The organism is Perlucidibaca aquatica, assembly GCF_001676655.1.
GTDB classification, from domain to species: domain Bacteria; phylum Pseudomonadota; class Gammaproteobacteria; order Pseudomonadales; family Moraxellaceae; genus Perlucidibaca; species Perlucidibaca aquatica.
Genome location: NZ_LZDB01000001.1, coordinates 115459 through 130301 on the forward strand (window position 1 = coordinate 115459; position 14843 = coordinate 130301).

Consider the following 14843-nt stretch of genomic DNA (forward strand, 5'->3'; position numbering starts at 1 on the left):
TCATGAATGCAGAAGTGAAAATTCCGGCGCCGCGTGTCCGCAAGAAAAAGGCCGCTGATGTGACGGTCAGTGAAGTGCTGATCATCGGTGCCGGCTTCGGCGGGCTGGGCACGGCCATCCGCCTGAGCCAGAAAGGCATTACCGACATCGTCATTCTCGAGCGTGCCAACGAGGTCGGCGGCACCTGGCGCGACAACAGCTACCCCGGCGCGGCCTGCGATATTCCGTCCAATCTGTACTCGTACTCGTTTGCGCCGAACCCGGACTGGTCGCGTGCCTACTCCGGCAGCGGCGAAATTCTCAACTATGCCCGCCACCTAGCCGACAGCAATGGCCTAAGACAGCTGATTCGCTTCGGTCGCACCGTCACTGATGCCGCCTTCGACGAAATCGAAGGGCATTGGGTGGTGACCACCAGCGCAGGCGAAGTCTTTCGCGGGCGTTCACTGGTGATGGCCTCGGGCGGCCTCGCCAACCCCAGCCTGCCGAAGATTCCCGGCATCGACAGCTTCGAAGGCAAGCGCATCCACAGCGCGCGCTGGGATCATGACTATGATCTCAAGGGCAAGCGCGTGGCCGTGATCGGCACGGGCGCCAGCGCCATCCAGATCATTCCCGAGCTGGTCAAGGTCGCCGAAAAAGTCACGGTGTTCCAGCGCACGCCGGGCTGGGTCATGCCGCGCATGGACTATCGCTCACCGGAGTGGAGCAAGACGCTGTTCCGTGCCGTGCCAGCAACCCAAAGTGTGTTGCGCAAAGCCCTGTTCTGGGGCCATGAAACGATGGCCTTCAGCTTCATCTGGAGCACGCCGATGACGCGGGTGGTCGAGCGCATCAGCGCGGCCTTCCTCAAGCATCAGGTCAGCGACCCGTGGATGCGCCGTCAGCTCACACCGGACTTCCGAATCGGCTGCAAGCGCGTGCTGATGTCCAGCGAATACTACCCGGCGCTGCAAAAGCCGAACTGCAAGCTCATCACCTGGCCGATTGCGACCATTTCGCCGAAGGGCATTCGTACCGCCGAGGGCGTCGAGCACCAGGTCGATTGCATTGTCTTTGCCACCGGCTTCGAGATTTGCAAGGCCGGCACGCCGTTCACCATTCGCGGCTTGCAAGGGCGTGTGCTCGCAGAAGAGTGGGCGCGCGGCTCGCAGGCCTACAAGAGCGTCAATGTCTCCGGCTATCCCAACCTGTCGTTCATTCTCGGGCCGAACTCAGGGCCGGGTCACAACTCGGCGCTGGTCTACATGGAGTCGCAGATCGGCTACATCGTCGGCAATATCTGCCGCCTGCGCGAACAGGGCCTGAAACTGCTCGATGTCAAACCCGAGGTGCAGGCGCAGTACAACCGCGAGATCCAGAAGCGCTTGGGACGCACCAACTGGAACTCTGGCTGCAAGAGCTGGTACCTGACCGAAGACGGCTACAACGCCACCATGTACCCCGGCTTTGCCACCCAGTACGCGGCGCAGATGGGCTCGTTCAATGCCCAGCACTACCGGACGGAGACGGTCTGATGAGCGCCGTCACCCTGCCCTATGTGTGCTGCGAGCTGGACCCGGTCATTCCGACCCGCACGCGCGAAATCCACCAGAAGCTGAAAGCCGGCAGCCGCGAATCACAGGCGTCGGCAGCAGCCGAAACGCTGGGGCTGGCGATCAATACACTGGTCGATGCCTTTCTCGCCCAGCTCCTGCGCGAGCTGGCCGCCGCGCATCCTGAGCACAAGCTGTATCGGGATGCGCTGACGGTCGTCGAAGACATTCAGGGCAAGGTGCAGCACTACCTCGGCTGGCTCACGCGATTCTTGTCCAACGAGCGCATGACGGTGGTCGCCGGCAAGTATCTGGAGATGATTCAGCCGCTGGTGGCCGGCCAGCCTCAGCGCGAATTTCTTGCCGTCGGTATCGAGCCGGCGCTGGCGGCGCATGCCCGTCAGACCATTGCGGCGCTGCGCTCCGGTGAGTCGGTGGATGTCCGCGCCGGCATCGAGGTGCTGATCAGCATTGTCGATGCTGTGCTCGTCGACTTCGTTAACGAGCCGAAACGGCTGATGCGCTTCAACCTCATCGTCGACAAGACCCTGGATGGTGCCATCTACATGATCAAGGGCTTGGCGTTCCGGCAACTGCGGGCACTAGGCGAGCGTCTGCCGGTTGCTCATCTGCCGGTTTTTCTCGATCATCTCGAGCACTTTTTTCACGACCAATCGCCCGTCCAATAAAAACTAACAGAGTGACCTTCATGAATCTCCGGCTACCTAAGTTAACCCTCATCGCCTCCGTGCTGCTCAGTGGCCTCGCGCACGCCCTGCCAGCGCCGGACAACGCACAGCTGGCAGCGCTGAAAACCATGGAGGGCAAAAAGGTACGTATCTGTATTTTTGACCCCATCGGTGCCAACGGCCCTGCTGTTGGCTATGCCAAGGACTACATGCTGGAGGCCAAAAAATGGGGCGTGAACGCCGACATCAAGGCCTATACCGACGAGCGCGTGGCTGCGGAAGACTTGAAAGCCGGCCAATGCGATGCAGCAGCGATCACTACCTTGCGTGCCAAACAGTTCAATAAGTTTGTGGGCAGCCTCGATGCCGTCGGCGGCATTCCCGATAACGCGCACATGGACATGGTGCTGAAAACCCTCTCCTCGCCGCGCATGGCCCCCCTCATGCGCAGTGGCCATTTCGAGGTGGTCGGTAACATTCCGCTCGGTGCCGCCTTTGTGATGGTCAACGATCGTGCCATTAACTCCATTGAAAAAGCTGCTGGCAAGAAAGTCGCCGTCATGGAGTGGGACAAGTCACAGGCCAAAATGGTTCAGCGCATGGGCGCGCAGCCGGTGGCTTCGGATGTGATCAACTTTGTCGGCAAGTTCAATAACGGCCAAGTCGACATCATTGCCGCTCCGGCGTTAGCGTTCAAACCACTCGAAATCTATCGTGGGCTGGGTGAGAAAGGCGCCATCTACCGCTTCCCACTGGTCATGCTTAGCGCCGCGCTGATCATTCGCCATGACCGTTTCCCACCGGATGTTGGCCAAAAATTGCGCGAGTTTGTGTACACACAAATCGACAAAGCCTATGCCTTTGTGGAGAAAGAAGAGAAAGGGATTCCGGAAAAATACTGGTTAGATATTCCCGCCCACGAGAAAGTGAAATACGTTGAAATGATGCGCCAGGCACGTATCCAGATGACTGCTGAAGGCGACTACGACCCGCGCATGATGAGTTTGCTGAAGCGGGTGCGTTGCGCGAAGAATCCGGGTGCGGCGGAGTGTTCGCTGAAGGATGAGTGAGATCGGAAAGGCGAGCGCTAACGAAGCACGACTTCTAAGCGCTTACCCATCGCACTCAAGGCTTCTGCCATGCTGTCGATTCGGGTGGTATGACGCAAATCCGTTAGACGATTCACGCTTTGCGGCGTCGTATTTAGCAGCCTAGCCAGATCCACGGGTCGCAGGTTTTGTTCCAACATGGTGTTCAACAACAAGACCTTGGCCGTCAAGCTGGCAGGCAGCTCAACAAAGTCCTGCCCCTTTAACGGCCTACTTGGCAGCGGAACCGGGCGTTTATCGTTGAAGTAAAACTCGAGTGCGGTGAATAAGGCATCGTGTGCCATGTCTAAAGCTTCTTGCAGTGTTTCCCCAGCAGTGATGGCCTCTGGAATATCCACAAAGGTCACCAGGTAGCCCGTCGTATCAGGTTCAATCGTTAGTGGGTATCGCATTTTTCTCTCACATTTCGATTTTGGGCAAGTGAACTTACCGACTTCACTTCATACCTAATTGCTTCAGAATCGCCCGTCGCAGGCCATCTCCCAATTCTTTGGCATGACGGGGCAGCGTGGTTTGTCGGCCATTCAGATACACCTTGGTGTGCTTAGCGCCTTCCTCGAAAGTCGCGCCCTGATCTGCCAACCAACGCTTGAACTCGCTTGTTTTCATGAGTCCTCCATTCCTTGGAGAGATGTGCATAGTAAACAAAATTGTTTTATTTTTTGCGATAAATTACAAACAATTTTGTTTATTTTAAGTTTTTGATGATTTCGGGCACTGCTAACTTGCGTGATAGATTCTTATGACTTCAATGGTCTGGATCAGAGCCTGATAAACGACAATGTAATTTGCTGTAGAAGACAATTTCTGCCAAATCATCGAGTGCGCTTTGATTCCAGATGATGGCCAGCATAACAATCCTTGTGTCGCCGTCGCCATGGTTGTAGTTCCCTCTCTCACCCCGGAAAACTACAATCCCCTACTTTACCGAACGACCAGCCACTCAGAAATGCCGATAGCCCGCTTTCAAATCATACTTATAAGACTCTGATTTCAATGTCAAATTGAGCCCGGCAGCTGCACTAACCACCCCAATCTGCGTCAGCGGCAATTCCAGTGCATGCGCCAATGCCTCCACTTGCTGCTGTCGCGACGCCGGCACAGTAAACAGCAGCTCATAGTCATCACCAGCCGCCAGCGCCCAATCCAGCACCTGCTGCTGCAATGCCTCACCCTCACCCGCCAGATACTGCATGGCCGGCGACAGCGGCAGCTGTTCCAGGTTTAGCGTCGCACCCAGCGCGCGCATACCACCCGAGGCTTTGAGCAAGTGCCCGAGGTCTTGCAGCAGGCCATCCGATACATCCATGGCAGCCGTGGCCATGCCGCGCAAGGCCAGCCCCAGCGCCAGTCGGGGCGTGGGTCTATGCAATCGCGCAAGGGCATGGGCTTGATGTGAGGGCGGCAAATGCACGTCATGCAGACGGTCTTGTGTGAGCGCCAGGCCTAAGCCGCCATCGCCCAAGGTGCCGCTGACATAAATGAGATCACCAAGCTGCGCACCATCGCGTCGCAAGGCTTGTGCGGGCGGTACGCTGCCCAGCGCGGTGACGGTGATGCTGAGCGGGCCGCGCGTGGTATCACCGCCGATCAAGGGCACGCCGTGGGCATCCGCCAGGGTAAAGAAGCCTTCGGCGAAAGCGGCCAACCACGCTTCATCGGCCGCTGGCAGTGTAAGCGCCAGAGTGACGCCGACGGGCGTAGCCGACATAGCGGCAAGATCGGAGAGATTGACGGCCAGCGCTTTCCAGCCGATATCGAACGGCAAGGCATCAGCGGGAAAGTGGCGGCCAGCGACCAGCGTATCTGTGGTCACGGCCAGTGACTCGCCAGGCGGCAAGTCGAGCAACGCCGCATCGTCACCAATACCGAGGCGCACGCTAGCGGGCAACGGTCGGTCGGCGCGGGTGAAATAGCGCCGGATCAGGCCAAACTCATCCAGCGCCATTTCAGACTCCCGGCAGCGATACCGTGTGAGGTGAGCCTAGTCGCGCTCGTGTGGCCGCAACGTGGCGGCCAGCTGATCCAGCACACCATTGATGTACTTATGCGATTCCGAGGCGCCGAAGGTCTTGGCCAACTCAATACCTTCATTAATCACCACGCGATACGGCACATCGAGTCGGTGCTTGAGCTCGTAGGTGCCAATGCGTAGCGTCGCCAGCTCGACCGGGTCCAGCGTCTCGAAGGCGCGATCGAGAAACGGCTCGAACAGCGCATCCAGCGTCTCGGTCAGCGTAGGAATACGCGATAGCAACTCGTGGAAGTAGTCGAGGTCAACCTTGTGCATGGCATTTTCGACGCGATAGCGCGCCTCAATCTCATACGACGGGTTGCCCGACAGCTGCCACTCGTACAGCCCCTGCAAGGCAAATCGGCGCGCTTTGCGACGCGCCGAGGGGTTCAAACCATTAGCTTGGGTCACGACTCAGCCTACTGCCTTCATCACGGAAATCATTTCAATGGCGACCATGGCCGCATCGGCGCCTTTGTTACCGGCCTTGGTGCCGGAACGCTCAATGGCTTGCTCAATGCTGTCTACGGTGAGTACGCCAAAGCTGATGGGCAGACCGGAATCCAGCGAGACCACGCCCAGGCCTTTGGCACATTCGCCCGCAACAAAATCGAAGTGCGGCGTGCCGCCACGAATCACCGCACCGAGCGCAATGATGGCGTCGTAGTTGCCGGTAGCGACCAGCTTCTTAGCGATCAGCGGCAGCTCCCAAGCACCTGGCACACGGATGATGGTGATGTTGCTGTCGCTCACACCGTGACGCTTCAGGGCATCGAGCGCACCCGACAGCAGCGATTCCACAACGAAGCTATTGAAGCGGCCAACGGCAATGGCGTAGCGGGCATCGGCGTTGCTGAAGTTACCTTCCAGGGTCTTAATGTGGCTCATGGATGAATCCTCTAAACAGTTAAAAGTAAGTTATTCCGTGGTGACGTATTCGACGATCTCGAGGCCAAAGCCAGAGAGCGCATTAAATTTGAGCGGGGAGCTAAGCAAACGCATTTGCGTTACGCCCAGATCACGCAAGATCTGCGAGCCCACGCCGATGGTGCGATACATCCCTGCGCTCTCAGCCGCACGGGCATTGGGCGCAAAAAAGTCTTCAATGTGCTCGACCATGTTCTGCGCTTTGTAGTCCTGACCGAGCAACACCAGCACGCCGGCTTCGGCACTGCTAATGGCCTGCAAGCTCTTCTGCAAGTTCCAGCCTAAGCGACCCTTATAACGGGCATGCAGCAAATCTCGCAGCGGGTTTAGCGCATGCACACGCACAGTCGGCACCACACCCGCCGCCAATTCGCCCTTCACTAAGGCAACGTGTACACCGTTGTTACCGGCCTCGCGGTAGACGTGCAGTTGCAGGTCACCAAACTCAGTAGGCAGGGTCTTACGTGATTCGCAGTTCACGGTCTTTTCATTGACCACACGGTAATGGATCAGGTCCGCGATGGTGCCAATTTTGAGGCCGTGCAACTCGGCGAACTTTTCCAGATCGGGGCGGCGCGCCATGGTGCCATCGTCGTTCATGATTTCGCAGATCACACCGGCCGGTTCCAAACCCGCCAAACGCGGCAGGTCGCAGGCCGCTTCGGTATGACCAGCGCGGTGCAGCACACCACCGGGTTCTGCCATGAGCGGGAAAATATGGCCGGGCTGAACGATATCGCTGGCCTTGGCCTCGCGCATCGCAGCGACCTGCACAGTACGCGCGCGGTCGGCGGCGGAGATGCCGGTGGTGACGCCGGTCGCAGCTTCAATGGAGACCGTGAACTTGGTGCCATAACCGGAGTTGTTGGCCTGCACCATCAGCGGCAGATCGAGCTGCTGGCAACGCTCCCGTGTCATCGGCATGCAGATCAAGCCACGCGCATGGCGAGCCATAAAGTTAATGTCTTCGGCTCGGCAATGCTCGGCGGCCATGACAATATCGCCTTCGTTTTCGCGATCTTCGTCATCCATTAACACCACCATTTTGCCGGCGCGGATGTCTTCGATCAGTTCCTCAACGCTATTCAATTTCATGCCAATCACTACTCTACAAGGTGCATCAAGGTGAAATCAGCGGGCCACGGGGCGCGCTGGACTCAAGGTATTTATACAAGACTGACGGATCACGCGGACTTCTTGGCCCAAGCTGTTGCGCGGCAGACGACGGTCCGGAGCTTCCCAATCGCTGTCCTCTAGGGTCAGCACATCAGTCAGTCCAAACGTGGTTTGGCCGCCATAAGCGAAGGCATCTCGCACACACGCACACAAGGCTTGACGCTGACCTGCCGCGACGGTGGCGTCACTCAGGCACGCTTGCATAAAGCGCACTTCACGCTCACGCGCAAAGTCTTTCGCCGCCCAAGCGGGGCCACTCACACCCATACTCAGGAGTAGCGCAAGCACAGACCCAAAAGGCTTAGCCATGACCATAGCCATTCTCCGCGAGAAACGACAAGGTAATGCCGCCAGCGGATGCCGCTTGAGACTGAGCCGCACGATCACCCAGCAGCAATCGCTCCAAGTAGCGGGCGAGAATATCGACTTCCAGATTCAGACGCACGCCCGGCGCCCAGTCGGCGATATTGGTTTCGCCTACCGTGTGCGGCACGATGTTGAGATCAAAAATCGCGCCATCAATGGCATTCACGGTCAGGCTGATGCCATCGGTGGTGATCGAGCCCTTCTCGGCAATGTATTTCGCCAGTTCATCTGGCGCTTTGACACGATAGCGAATTGAACGGGCATCGGGCTGCATGGAGATAACCTCACCGATGCCATCCACATGGCCGCTGACCAGATGGCCGCCTAAGCGCGTGGTGGGTGTGAGGGCTTTTTCTAAGTTCACGCGCTGACCCACGCGAAAGCTGGCCAGCGTCGAGCGTCGCACGGTCTCGCCGGAAACATCGGCCACATAGTAGTCACTGCCCTGCTCGACCACGGTCAGGCAGACGCCATTGGTGGCAATCGAATCGCCGAGTTTGACATCGCGCAAATCGAGCTTGCCGGTGGCAACGGTCAGTCGCAGGTCGCCGCCGCGTGGCTCCAGGCGACGCACCGTGCCGATGGCTTCAATGATTCCGGTGAACATGCCCTACTCCCCTAACTTAACAAGATGAGCCGTCGCAGTAGCGATGGGTATCAAGGTCATGCGCATATCATCGCCAATTTGACGACAGTCTTGTAGCTGCCAGCGCTGTTGTTGCGCCATTTGTGTGAGCGACCAGTCTACCAAGGGTCGCGCTGATGCACCCAGCAGCGTCGGGGCTTGATAAAGCAGCCACTCATCCACTACCCCGGCCTGCAAGAAAGCGGCATTGAGTGTAGCGCCCGCTTCCAGTAAAACCTCATTGCACTGGCGCTGCGCCAGCTCACGCATCACCGCGCGTGGGCAAAGACGACCGTGATTATTCGTTGCCACGGCTTTCACCTCGGCACCGGCGCGCTGCAATAACTGCAAGCGCTGCCCGCCCGTACTCAAGCTGTCTGCGCGCGTAAGCACCAAGGTCTCACCCGGCTCTTTCAGCAGCTTGGCCTGCGGTGATAGCCGCAATTGCGAGTCCAGCACCACGCGCAAGGGCTGACGCTCTGTATCCGGCAACCTCACGCTTAAGCGCGAGTCATCGGCCAGCACCGATGCTATGCCTGTGATGATGGCACTGCTGCGGGCGCGCCAACATTGGACATCGGCTCGCGCCGCATCACCCGTGATCCATTGCGACTCGCCCGACGCCATGGCCGTGCGGCCGTCAAGACTGCTGGCCGTTTTCATGCGCAACCAAGGCAGCCCCCCCGAAATACGGCGCAAGAATCCGGCATTGAGCGTGCGTGCCGGCACTTCCATGAGCCCAACGTCTACGGCAATACCGGCTGCCCGCAAACGCTGCGCGCCTTGGCCTGCCACCAGCGGGTTACTGTCAGCCACCGCGATCACTACACGAGACAGACCCGCCGCGATTAATGCATCCGCGCAGGGCGGCGTACGGCCGGTATGCGCGCAAGGCTCTAACGTGACATAGGCCGTTGCGCCGTGGGCTCGCTCACCGGCCTCGCGCAAGGCAAAGACTTCAGCATGTGGCTCGCCCGCACGCACATGCCATCCACGCCCGACCACCTCGCCATCACGCACGATAACGCAACCCACACGCGGGTTCGGCGCCGTGGTGTTAAGACCGCGCTCGGCGAGACGCAGGGCCTCAGCCATGGCCGAGTGATCTTGCGCAGAGAGTGTCATTAGGTGGGCTCGATGCCGTTAGCCGTATTCAGGCTATCAATCTCGGCACGGAAGGCATCAATGTCTTTGAAGTCGCGATAGACCGACGCAAAGCGCACATACGCCACGGAGTCGAGCTGCTTCAGCTCGGCCATCACCAGCTCACCAATGAGGCGCGACTTCACTTCGCGCTCGCCGGTGGCGCGCAATTTATGCAGGATATGGTTTAACGCCGCATCCACCCGATCAATGCTGACATTACGCTTTTGCAGCGCATGCAACATGCCGTGGCGGAGCTTGCTTTCATCAAACGGTTGGCGACGGCCATCGGATTTGATGACGCGGGGGATCACGAGTTCAGCAGTCTCGAACGTGGTGAAACGCTCGTTACAGGAGGTGCACTCACGGCGACGACGAATCTGATCACCCTCGGCCACGAGCCGTGAGTCAATGACTTTCGTGTCTTCCGCTTTGCAGAAAGGACAATGCATAAAAAGAACCACCCTGTGTTTCGTCAACAACAGTGAATATGACGCAGCCAACCACCAAAGCAAGCCCCGACGAGCGGAGCGACATCCTGAGTGGGAGCCACCCTGTCTAAAAGCACATGGAGCTAACGCTTTTAGACAGGGTGGCCCCCACTCAGGGCAGGCTCAGATCAGGCGGCGTAGACGGGATACTTGGCGCAAATCGCTTTGACCTTAGCGGCCACAGTCGCTTCAACAGCCGCATCACCCGCTGGGTTGCCTTTCAGGCCTTCAATCACGTCTGCAATCCAACCGGCCAGTTCGCCACACTCCGCTTCGCTGAAGCCACGCGTGGTGACCGCTGGCGTACCAATACGAATACCAGAGGTCACGAAGGGTGAGCGCGGGTCATTCGGTACGGCATTCTTATTCACGGTAATGCCAACACGGCCGAGCGCAGCATCGGCATCTTTGCCGGTGATGTCTTGCTTGATCAGTGAGAGCAGGAAGAGATGGTTTTCTGTGCCACCGGAGACCACATCAAAACCACGCGCCATAAAGACCTTGGCCATGTTCTGAGCATTCTTCACGACCTGCTTCTGATAGGTCACGAAATCCGGTGACATGGCTTCTTTGAAGCACACGGCTTTCGCCGCGATCGCGTGCATCAACGGGCCGCCTTGGTTGCCTGGGAATACGGCAGAGTTCAGCTTCTTTTCAATTTCTTCGTTGGCGCGCGCCAAGATCAGACCCGAACGTGGGCCTCGCAGCGTCTTGTGCGTGGTGGTGGTCACGACATCCGCAAATGGCACGGGGTTCGGGTAAACACCGGCAGCAACCAGACCCGCCACGTGCGCCATGTCCACAAACAGGTACGCACCGACTTTATCTGCAATGGCGCGGAAGCGCGGGAAATCCAACACCTGCGAATAAGCGGAGAAGCCGGCGATGATCATTTTCGGCTTGTGCTCAACGGCTAAGCGCTCGACTTCGTCGTAATCAATCAGGCCAGTGGCGGTGTCGAGGCCGTACTGAACAGCGTTGTAGTTCTTGCCGGAGAAGTTGACCTTGGCACCGTGAGTCAGGTGACCACCGTGGGCCAGCGACATGCCGAGCACGGTATCGCCGGCGCTGAGCAGCGCCAGGAAGACGGCGCTGTTGGCCTGCGAACCGGCATGCGGCTGCACGTTAGCGTAGTCGGCACCGAACAACTGCTTGGCGCGATCAATCGCCAGCTGCTCAATCACATCGACGTATTCGCAGCCACCGTAGTAGCGCTTGCCGGGATAGCCTTCGGCGTACTTGTTGGTCAGCTTCGAGCCCTGCGCTTCCATGACGGCTGGCGAGCAATAGTTTTCCGACGCAATCAGCTCAATGTGCGCTTCTTGGCGCGCGTCTTCTTGGCTGATGGCTTTAGCCAATTCCGGATCGAAAGTAGCAAGGGTCTGGTCTGGGCTGAACATGGGCAACTCCGTCAGAAAGGACTGGTCAGGGCGGATTGATCAAAGAGGCGGCAGATTCTACCGGAAAGTCCCATAAATAACAGGTGAACTGATTAGACAGAGAACATGAATGCCGCTCACCTTGCTGCAAATCACCCTATTGAATGTAACATCGTTCAATGTAATCATCCGACCAACTGAACGCCATTAAGTTTCATCGAGGGTTTACGGAATGCCTACTCATCAATTCATCAACAGCAGCGATGGGCTGAAACTTCACGTCGCCACCCTAGGCGACGCCAGCAACACGCCCATTGTGCTGGTGCACGGTTACCCCGATAACCACCAAGTCTGGCTACCGGTAGCGGAGCTGCTGGCCTATCAGTTCTTTGTGATTGCCTATGATGTGCGCGGCGCTGGACAAAGCGAGTCTGGCCGCCGAGTCAGCGATTACTCGCTGGACCAGCTTTCGAAAGATCTAATGAGTGTGGTCGATGCCGTCATTCCCGGCCGCCGCTTCCACCTCGTGGGTCACGACTGGGGCTCCATTCAGAGCTGGGAGTCCGTCACAACGGAGAAACTGCGCGACCGCATCGCCAGCTACACCACTATTTCCGGCCCATCGCTGGATCACGCCGCGCACTGGATGCGTACACGTCTATCACCCACCAGCAGCCTGCCGCTCAATGAACGACTGAAAGCCGTGAAGCAGTTCGGCAGCTCCTGGTATGTGGTCATGTTCCAGTTGCCGGTACTGGCACCCACGCTCTGGCAAGCCGGATTGGGCAAGCTCTGGCCGAAGTATTTGCAGCATCGCGAAGGTGTGATCGAAAGCACGCCGAACCCAACCCAGGTCGAAGATGGCAAAGAAGGCGTACAGCTCTATCGCGCCAACTTCCTGCCCAAGCTAGCTAACCCCGAGCAGCGTTATGCCAGCTGCCCGGTACAACTCATCGTGCCGCGCTTCGACAACTACGCCAGCCACAACCTCTACAGCGACCTGTCGCAGTGGGTCCCAGAGCTGTATCGCCGCGACATCGACGCCACACATTGGGTTGTGCTTAGTCATCACGAGCTGATTGCACAGTGGATCACCGAGTTTGTCTCGGCCTGTGAGCTCGACCAGCAAGACAGCTTGTTTGCTCACTTGCGCGCCAACCCCAGCGAAGCCGCCTAATGACGACCTAACTTTTCCTGACTATTTGCCTGAAAAACAGGGAGACCGACATGACTCGTGAAGCCACTGCTCGTAAAGCCACAGCACTGCCGACCCGCCGCGTGCAATTCAACCTCGACAGCACCCCGCTGCACTGGCTGCCTGACGACAATTTCTCCAGCCACATGATCAACGGTATTCACTTGCTGCTGCCCGCCGGCGAGCTGTGGTTCTGCCGCGTTTATAACAAGGCACTGCCCTTAGTCACCGACCCGATACTGCGCGAAGAAATGCAAGGTTTCATCCGCCAAGAAGGCATGCATGCCCGCGTGCACAAGGAAGCGCAGAAGTACCTGACGCGCCACGGCATCGAGACTGACAAGTTCCTCGGTCGCGTCGATGGACTATTTGGTAAGGTACTGGGCGACAAACCCCTGGGACTTTCCGGGCTCAGCGGCCCCCGCATCGATAAGCATTGGCTGATCATGCGCGTCGGCATTATTGCTGCCATCGAGCATTTCACCGGTGTGCTGGGGCAATGGGCCATGGACAACAAAAGCTGGGATGCTGGCGACCCCATCATGGCGGATGTCTTCCGCTGGCATCTGGCCGAAGAGGTTGAGCATCGCACCGTGGCCTTTGATGTGTACGAGCACCTGTGCAAGAACGAGCCCGCCTTCTACCTGACCCGTCAGGCCTTAATGGCGGTGATTTTCCCGTTGTTTATTCACTTCTTGCTGGAAGGCTATCGCAACATGGCGCGTCAGGATGCCAGCGACCCGGCCGGCCAACGCCTGGCGCGCAAACCGTTCTGGACGCTGCTGCGCGAAGTCGAGCGCGTGGGTACGCTGACTCAGAATATCCCTCAGTTCAGCTTCCTCGTGTCGGCCACCAAGCGCTGGATCTCACCCTCGTTCCATCCGATTCACGAGGGCAATACCGAGCAAGCACTCAGCTATCTGGCGCGCTCGCCGGCGGCGCAGGCCGCGGCACTGGCAGCAGCTCAATAAATTAGCTGCGGCGGCTCAGCACCGCGTAACCCCAGCAGGCCGACAGTATGGATGCCATCAGTACCGCCAAGCGGTCTACCAGCTCCACACTGCTGCCGGAATGCTGGAACGCCAGCGAGCTAATAAACAGACTCATGGTGAAGCCGATGCCGCACAGCACGGCTGCGCCATAGAGCTGACGATAGGATGTGTTTTCGGGCAGCGTCGCCCAGCCAAGGCGAATACAGAGCCAAGAGAAGGCGAAAATACCCAACTGCTTGCCCAGCACCAACCCCAGAAAAATACCCTGGAAAACACTGTTGCTGAACACTTCCGCGCCTACGCCCTGCAAGCTCACACCAGCATTGGCAAAAGCAAAGACGGGCACAATAAAAAACGCGACCCAAGGGTGTAACGCATGCTCCAGGCTTTCTGCTGGCGAGTGACCGTCGGCGTCGTGGCGTACCGGCATTGCCAAGGCAATGACGACACCTGCCAATGTGGCATGCACGCCCGACTTCAGCACGCTGATCCAAAGCACCACGCCCACCACCATGTAGATGGCAATGCGGCGCACGCCGAGCACATTTAATAGCACCAGTACCGACGTGGCGGCGGCGGCCACACTCAGCGAAAGCACCGAAAGCTGGCTGGTATAGAACAGCGCAATGATGATGACAGCCCCGAGGTCGTCCATCACCGCCAGTGCCAGCACAAAGGCTTTCAAGGCGGGCGGTACGCGCGAGCCGAGCATGGCCAGCACGCCCAGCGCAAAGGCAATATCCGTGGCCGAAGGAATTGCCCAGCCCTGCAATAACACGGGGTCATGCCAGTTCAATGAGGCATAAATTAAAGCGGGAACCAGCATGCCGCCAATGGCTGCAAAGCCGGGCAAGGCCAGCTTTCGCAGACTGCTCAAGTGGCCATGCACGACTTCGCGTTTAATCTCGAGGCCAACCATGAGAAAGAACATGGCCATGAGGCCGTCATTGATCCAAAGCAGCAGCGACTTATCAATGTCTAAAGCGCCCACACGTACCTGTACCGGAATCGACAACAGCTCCTGATAGAGCCCAACCCCAGCGCTATTCGCCAATATCAGCGCCAGTGCGGTGGCCGTTAGCAGTAGCAGCCCAGACTGAACCTCGCCTGTGAGTTGATTCCAACGCGTCATTCGCTCTTTCCCCTGACAACTGTGTTTAGCCGTACATCATGCGTCGGCTTCGGTATAATCGCGACCTTTC

General features: G+C 58.2%; 17 protein-coding genes. 5 read left to right on the forward strand and 12 right to left on the reverse strand.

Translation table 11 applies throughout. The features are described from left to right. The first annotated feature begins 2 nt into the window (after positions 1-2). The 3 genes from A8710_RS00550 to A8710_RS00560 are packed head-to-tail and all read left to right on the forward strand — an operon-like array spanning position 3 to position 3294. Positions 3-1517 (forward strand): flavin-containing monooxygenase, encoded by a 1515-nt coding sequence (locus A8710_RS00550; RefSeq protein WP_082968565.1) that lies wholly within the window; start codon positions 3-5, stop codon positions 1515-1517. After that, a complete protein-coding gene (locus tag A8710_RS00555) occupies positions 1517-2224 on the forward strand; it encodes a hypothetical protein (RefSeq protein WP_068857501.1) in 708 nt (235 codons plus the stop codon). The genes A8710_RS00550 and A8710_RS00555 overlap by 1 nt, the downstream gene beginning before the upstream one ends. Before the next feature lie 20 nt (positions 2225-2244). Then, entirely contained in the window at positions 2245-3294 is a 1050-nt protein-coding gene (locus A8710_RS00560) for a putative solute-binding protein (RefSeq protein ID WP_264753516.1), read from the forward strand. 17 nt (positions 3295-3311) lie between these two features. Here the strand turns inward: A8710_RS00560 and A8710_RS00565 are convergent, their stop codons facing one another. The 11 genes from A8710_RS00565 to glyA all read right to left on the reverse strand — a co-directional run bounded on the left by A8710_RS00565 (position 3312) and on the right by glyA (position 11475). Further along, positions 3312-3725, reverse strand: coding sequence for a type II toxin-antitoxin system HicB family antitoxin (locus A8710_RS00565; protein WP_068857502.1), 414 nt, complete (start codon positions 3723-3725; stop codon positions 3312-3314). Between the two features lie 43 nt (positions 3726-3768). Further along, complete coding sequence (locus tag A8710_RS00570) at positions 3769-3942, reverse strand: type II toxin-antitoxin system HicA family toxin (RefSeq protein WP_068857503.1); 174 nt, start codon at positions 3940-3942, stop codon at positions 3769-3771. Between the two features lie 334 nt (positions 3943-4276). Beyond that, positions 4277-5281 (reverse strand): thiamine-phosphate kinase, encoded by a 1005-nt coding sequence (gene thiL, locus A8710_RS00575; RefSeq protein WP_068857504.1) that lies wholly within the window; start codon positions 5279-5281, stop codon positions 4277-4279. A gap of 36 nt (positions 5282-5317) precedes the next feature. Next, positions 5318-5758, reverse strand: coding sequence for a transcription antitermination factor NusB (gene nusB, locus A8710_RS00580; protein ID WP_068857505.1), 441 nt, complete (start codon positions 5756-5758; stop codon positions 5318-5320). 3 nt (positions 5759-5761) lie between these two features. After that, positions 5762-6235, reverse strand: coding sequence for a 6,7-dimethyl-8-ribityllumazine synthase (ribH, locus tag A8710_RS00585; RefSeq protein ID WP_068857506.1), 474 nt, complete (start codon positions 6233-6235; stop codon positions 5762-5764). Between the two features lie 30 nt (positions 6236-6265). Then, entirely contained in the window at positions 6266-7369 is a 1104-nt protein-coding gene (gene ribBA, locus A8710_RS00590) for a bifunctional 3,4-dihydroxy-2-butanone-4-phosphate synthase/GTP cyclohydrolase II (RefSeq protein ID WP_068857507.1), read from the reverse strand. A 36-nt stretch (positions 7370-7405) separates the two neighbouring features. After that, on the reverse strand, positions 7406-7759 hold the full coding sequence (locus tag A8710_RS00595; RefSeq protein WP_198341583.1) for a hypothetical protein: 354 nt from the start codon (positions 7757-7759) through the stop codon (positions 7406-7408). Beyond that, the gene (locus A8710_RS00600) at positions 7752-8423 is read right to left on the reverse strand and encodes a riboflavin synthase (protein WP_068857509.1); all 672 of its coding nucleotides are present in this window, start codon (positions 8421-8423) and stop codon (positions 7752-7754) included. Before A8710_RS00600 ends, A8710_RS00595 begins: the two co-directional genes overlap by 8 nt. Positions 8424-8426: 3 nt before the next feature. Then, positions 8427-9566 (reverse strand): bifunctional diaminohydroxyphosphoribosylaminopyrimidine deaminase/5-amino-6-(5-phosphoribosylamino)uracil reductase RibD, encoded by a 1140-nt coding sequence (gene ribD / locus A8710_RS00605; RefSeq protein WP_082968566.1) that lies wholly within the window; start codon positions 9564-9566, stop codon positions 8427-8429. After that, positions 9566-10036, reverse strand: a complete 471-nt coding sequence (gene nrdR, locus A8710_RS00610) for a transcriptional regulator NrdR (protein ID WP_068857510.1) — start codon at positions 10034-10036, stop codon at positions 9566-9568. Before nrdR ends, ribD begins: the two co-directional genes overlap by 1 nt. A 167-nt stretch (positions 10037-10203) precedes the next feature. Next, on the reverse strand, positions 10204-11475 hold the full coding sequence (gene glyA / locus A8710_RS00615) for a serine hydroxymethyltransferase (protein ID WP_068857511.1): 1272 nt from the start codon (positions 11473-11475) through the stop codon (positions 10204-10206). A 211-nt stretch (positions 11476-11686) separates the two neighbouring features. Here glyA and A8710_RS00620 point away from each other — a divergent pair, with 211 nt between their 5' ends. Next, positions 11687-12631: an alpha/beta fold hydrolase gene (locus A8710_RS00620; RefSeq protein ID WP_068857512.1), complete on the forward strand. Its 945-nt coding sequence runs from the start codon at positions 11687-11689 to the stop codon at positions 12629-12631. Positions 12632-12681: 50 nt separating this feature from the next. Further along, positions 12682-13620, forward strand: a complete 939-nt coding sequence (locus A8710_RS00625; RefSeq protein WP_068857513.1) for a metal-dependent hydrolase — start codon at positions 12682-12684, stop codon at positions 13618-13620. Position 13621: 1 nt separating this feature from the next. Here A8710_RS00625 and nhaA read toward each other — a convergent pair whose 3' ends face one another. After that, positions 13622-14773 carry a Na+/H+ antiporter NhaA gene (nhaA, locus tag A8710_RS00630; protein ID WP_068857514.1) on the reverse strand — a complete coding sequence of 384 codons (1152 nt, stop codon included), beginning with the start codon at positions 14771-14773 and terminating at the stop codon, positions 13622-13624. Positions 14774-14843: the final 70 nt, after the last annotated feature.

Coding starts and splice junctions, on each gene's coding strand:
- A8710_RS00550 (WP_082968565.1), top strand. CDS start 3: ATGAATGCAGAAGTGAAAATTCCGGCGCCGCGTGTCCGCAAGAAAAAG.
- A8710_RS00555 (WP_068857501.1), top strand. CDS start 1,517: ATGAGCGCCGTCACCCTGCCCTATGTGTGCTGCGAGCTGGACCCGGTC.
- A8710_RS00560 (WP_264753516.1), top strand. CDS start 2,245: ATGAATCTCCGGCTACCTAAGTTAACCCTCATCGCCTCCGTGCTGCTC.
- A8710_RS00565 (WP_068857502.1), bottom strand. CDS start 3,725: ATGCGATACCCACTAACGATTGAACCTGATACGACGGGCTACCTGGTG.
- A8710_RS00570 (WP_068857503.1), bottom strand. CDS start 3,942: ATGAAAACAAGCGAGTTCAAGCGTTGGTTGGCAGATCAGGGCGCGACT.
- thiL (WP_068857504.1), bottom strand. CDS start 5,281: ATGGCGCTGGATGAGTTTGGCCTGATCCGGCGCTATTTCACCCGCGCC.
- ribH (WP_068857506.1), bottom strand. CDS start 6,235: ATGAGCCACATTAAGACCCTGGAAGGTAACTTCAGCAACGCCGATGCC.
- ribBA (WP_068857507.1), bottom strand. CDS start 7,369: ATGAAATTGAATAGCGTTGAGGAACTGATCGAAGACATCCGCGCCGGC.
- A8710_RS00595 (WP_198341583.1), bottom strand. CDS start 7,759: ATGGCTAAGCCTTTTGGGTCTGTGCTTGCGCTACTCCTGAGTATGGGT.
- A8710_RS00600 (WP_068857509.1), bottom strand. CDS start 8,423: ATGTTCACCGGAATCATTGAAGCCATCGGCACGGTGCGTCGCCTGGAG.
- ribD (WP_082968566.1), bottom strand. CDS start 9,566: ATGACACTCTCTGCGCAAGATCACTCGGCCATGGCTGAGGCCCTGCGT.
- nrdR (WP_068857510.1), bottom strand. CDS start 10,036: ATGCATTGTCCTTTCTGCAAAGCGGAAGACACGAAAGTCATTGACTCA.
- glyA (WP_068857511.1), bottom strand. CDS start 11,475: ATGTTCAGCCCAGACCAGACCCTTGCTACTTTCGATCCGGAATTGGCT.
- A8710_RS00620 (WP_068857512.1), top strand. CDS start 11,687: ATGCCTACTCATCAATTCATCAACAGCAGCGATGGGCTGAAACTTCAC.
- A8710_RS00625 (WP_068857513.1), top strand. CDS start 12,682: ATGACTCGTGAAGCCACTGCTCGTAAAGCCACAGCACTGCCGACCCGC.
- nhaA (WP_068857514.1), bottom strand. CDS start 14,773: ATGACGCGTTGGAATCAACTCACAGGCGAGGTTCAGTCTGGGCTGCTA.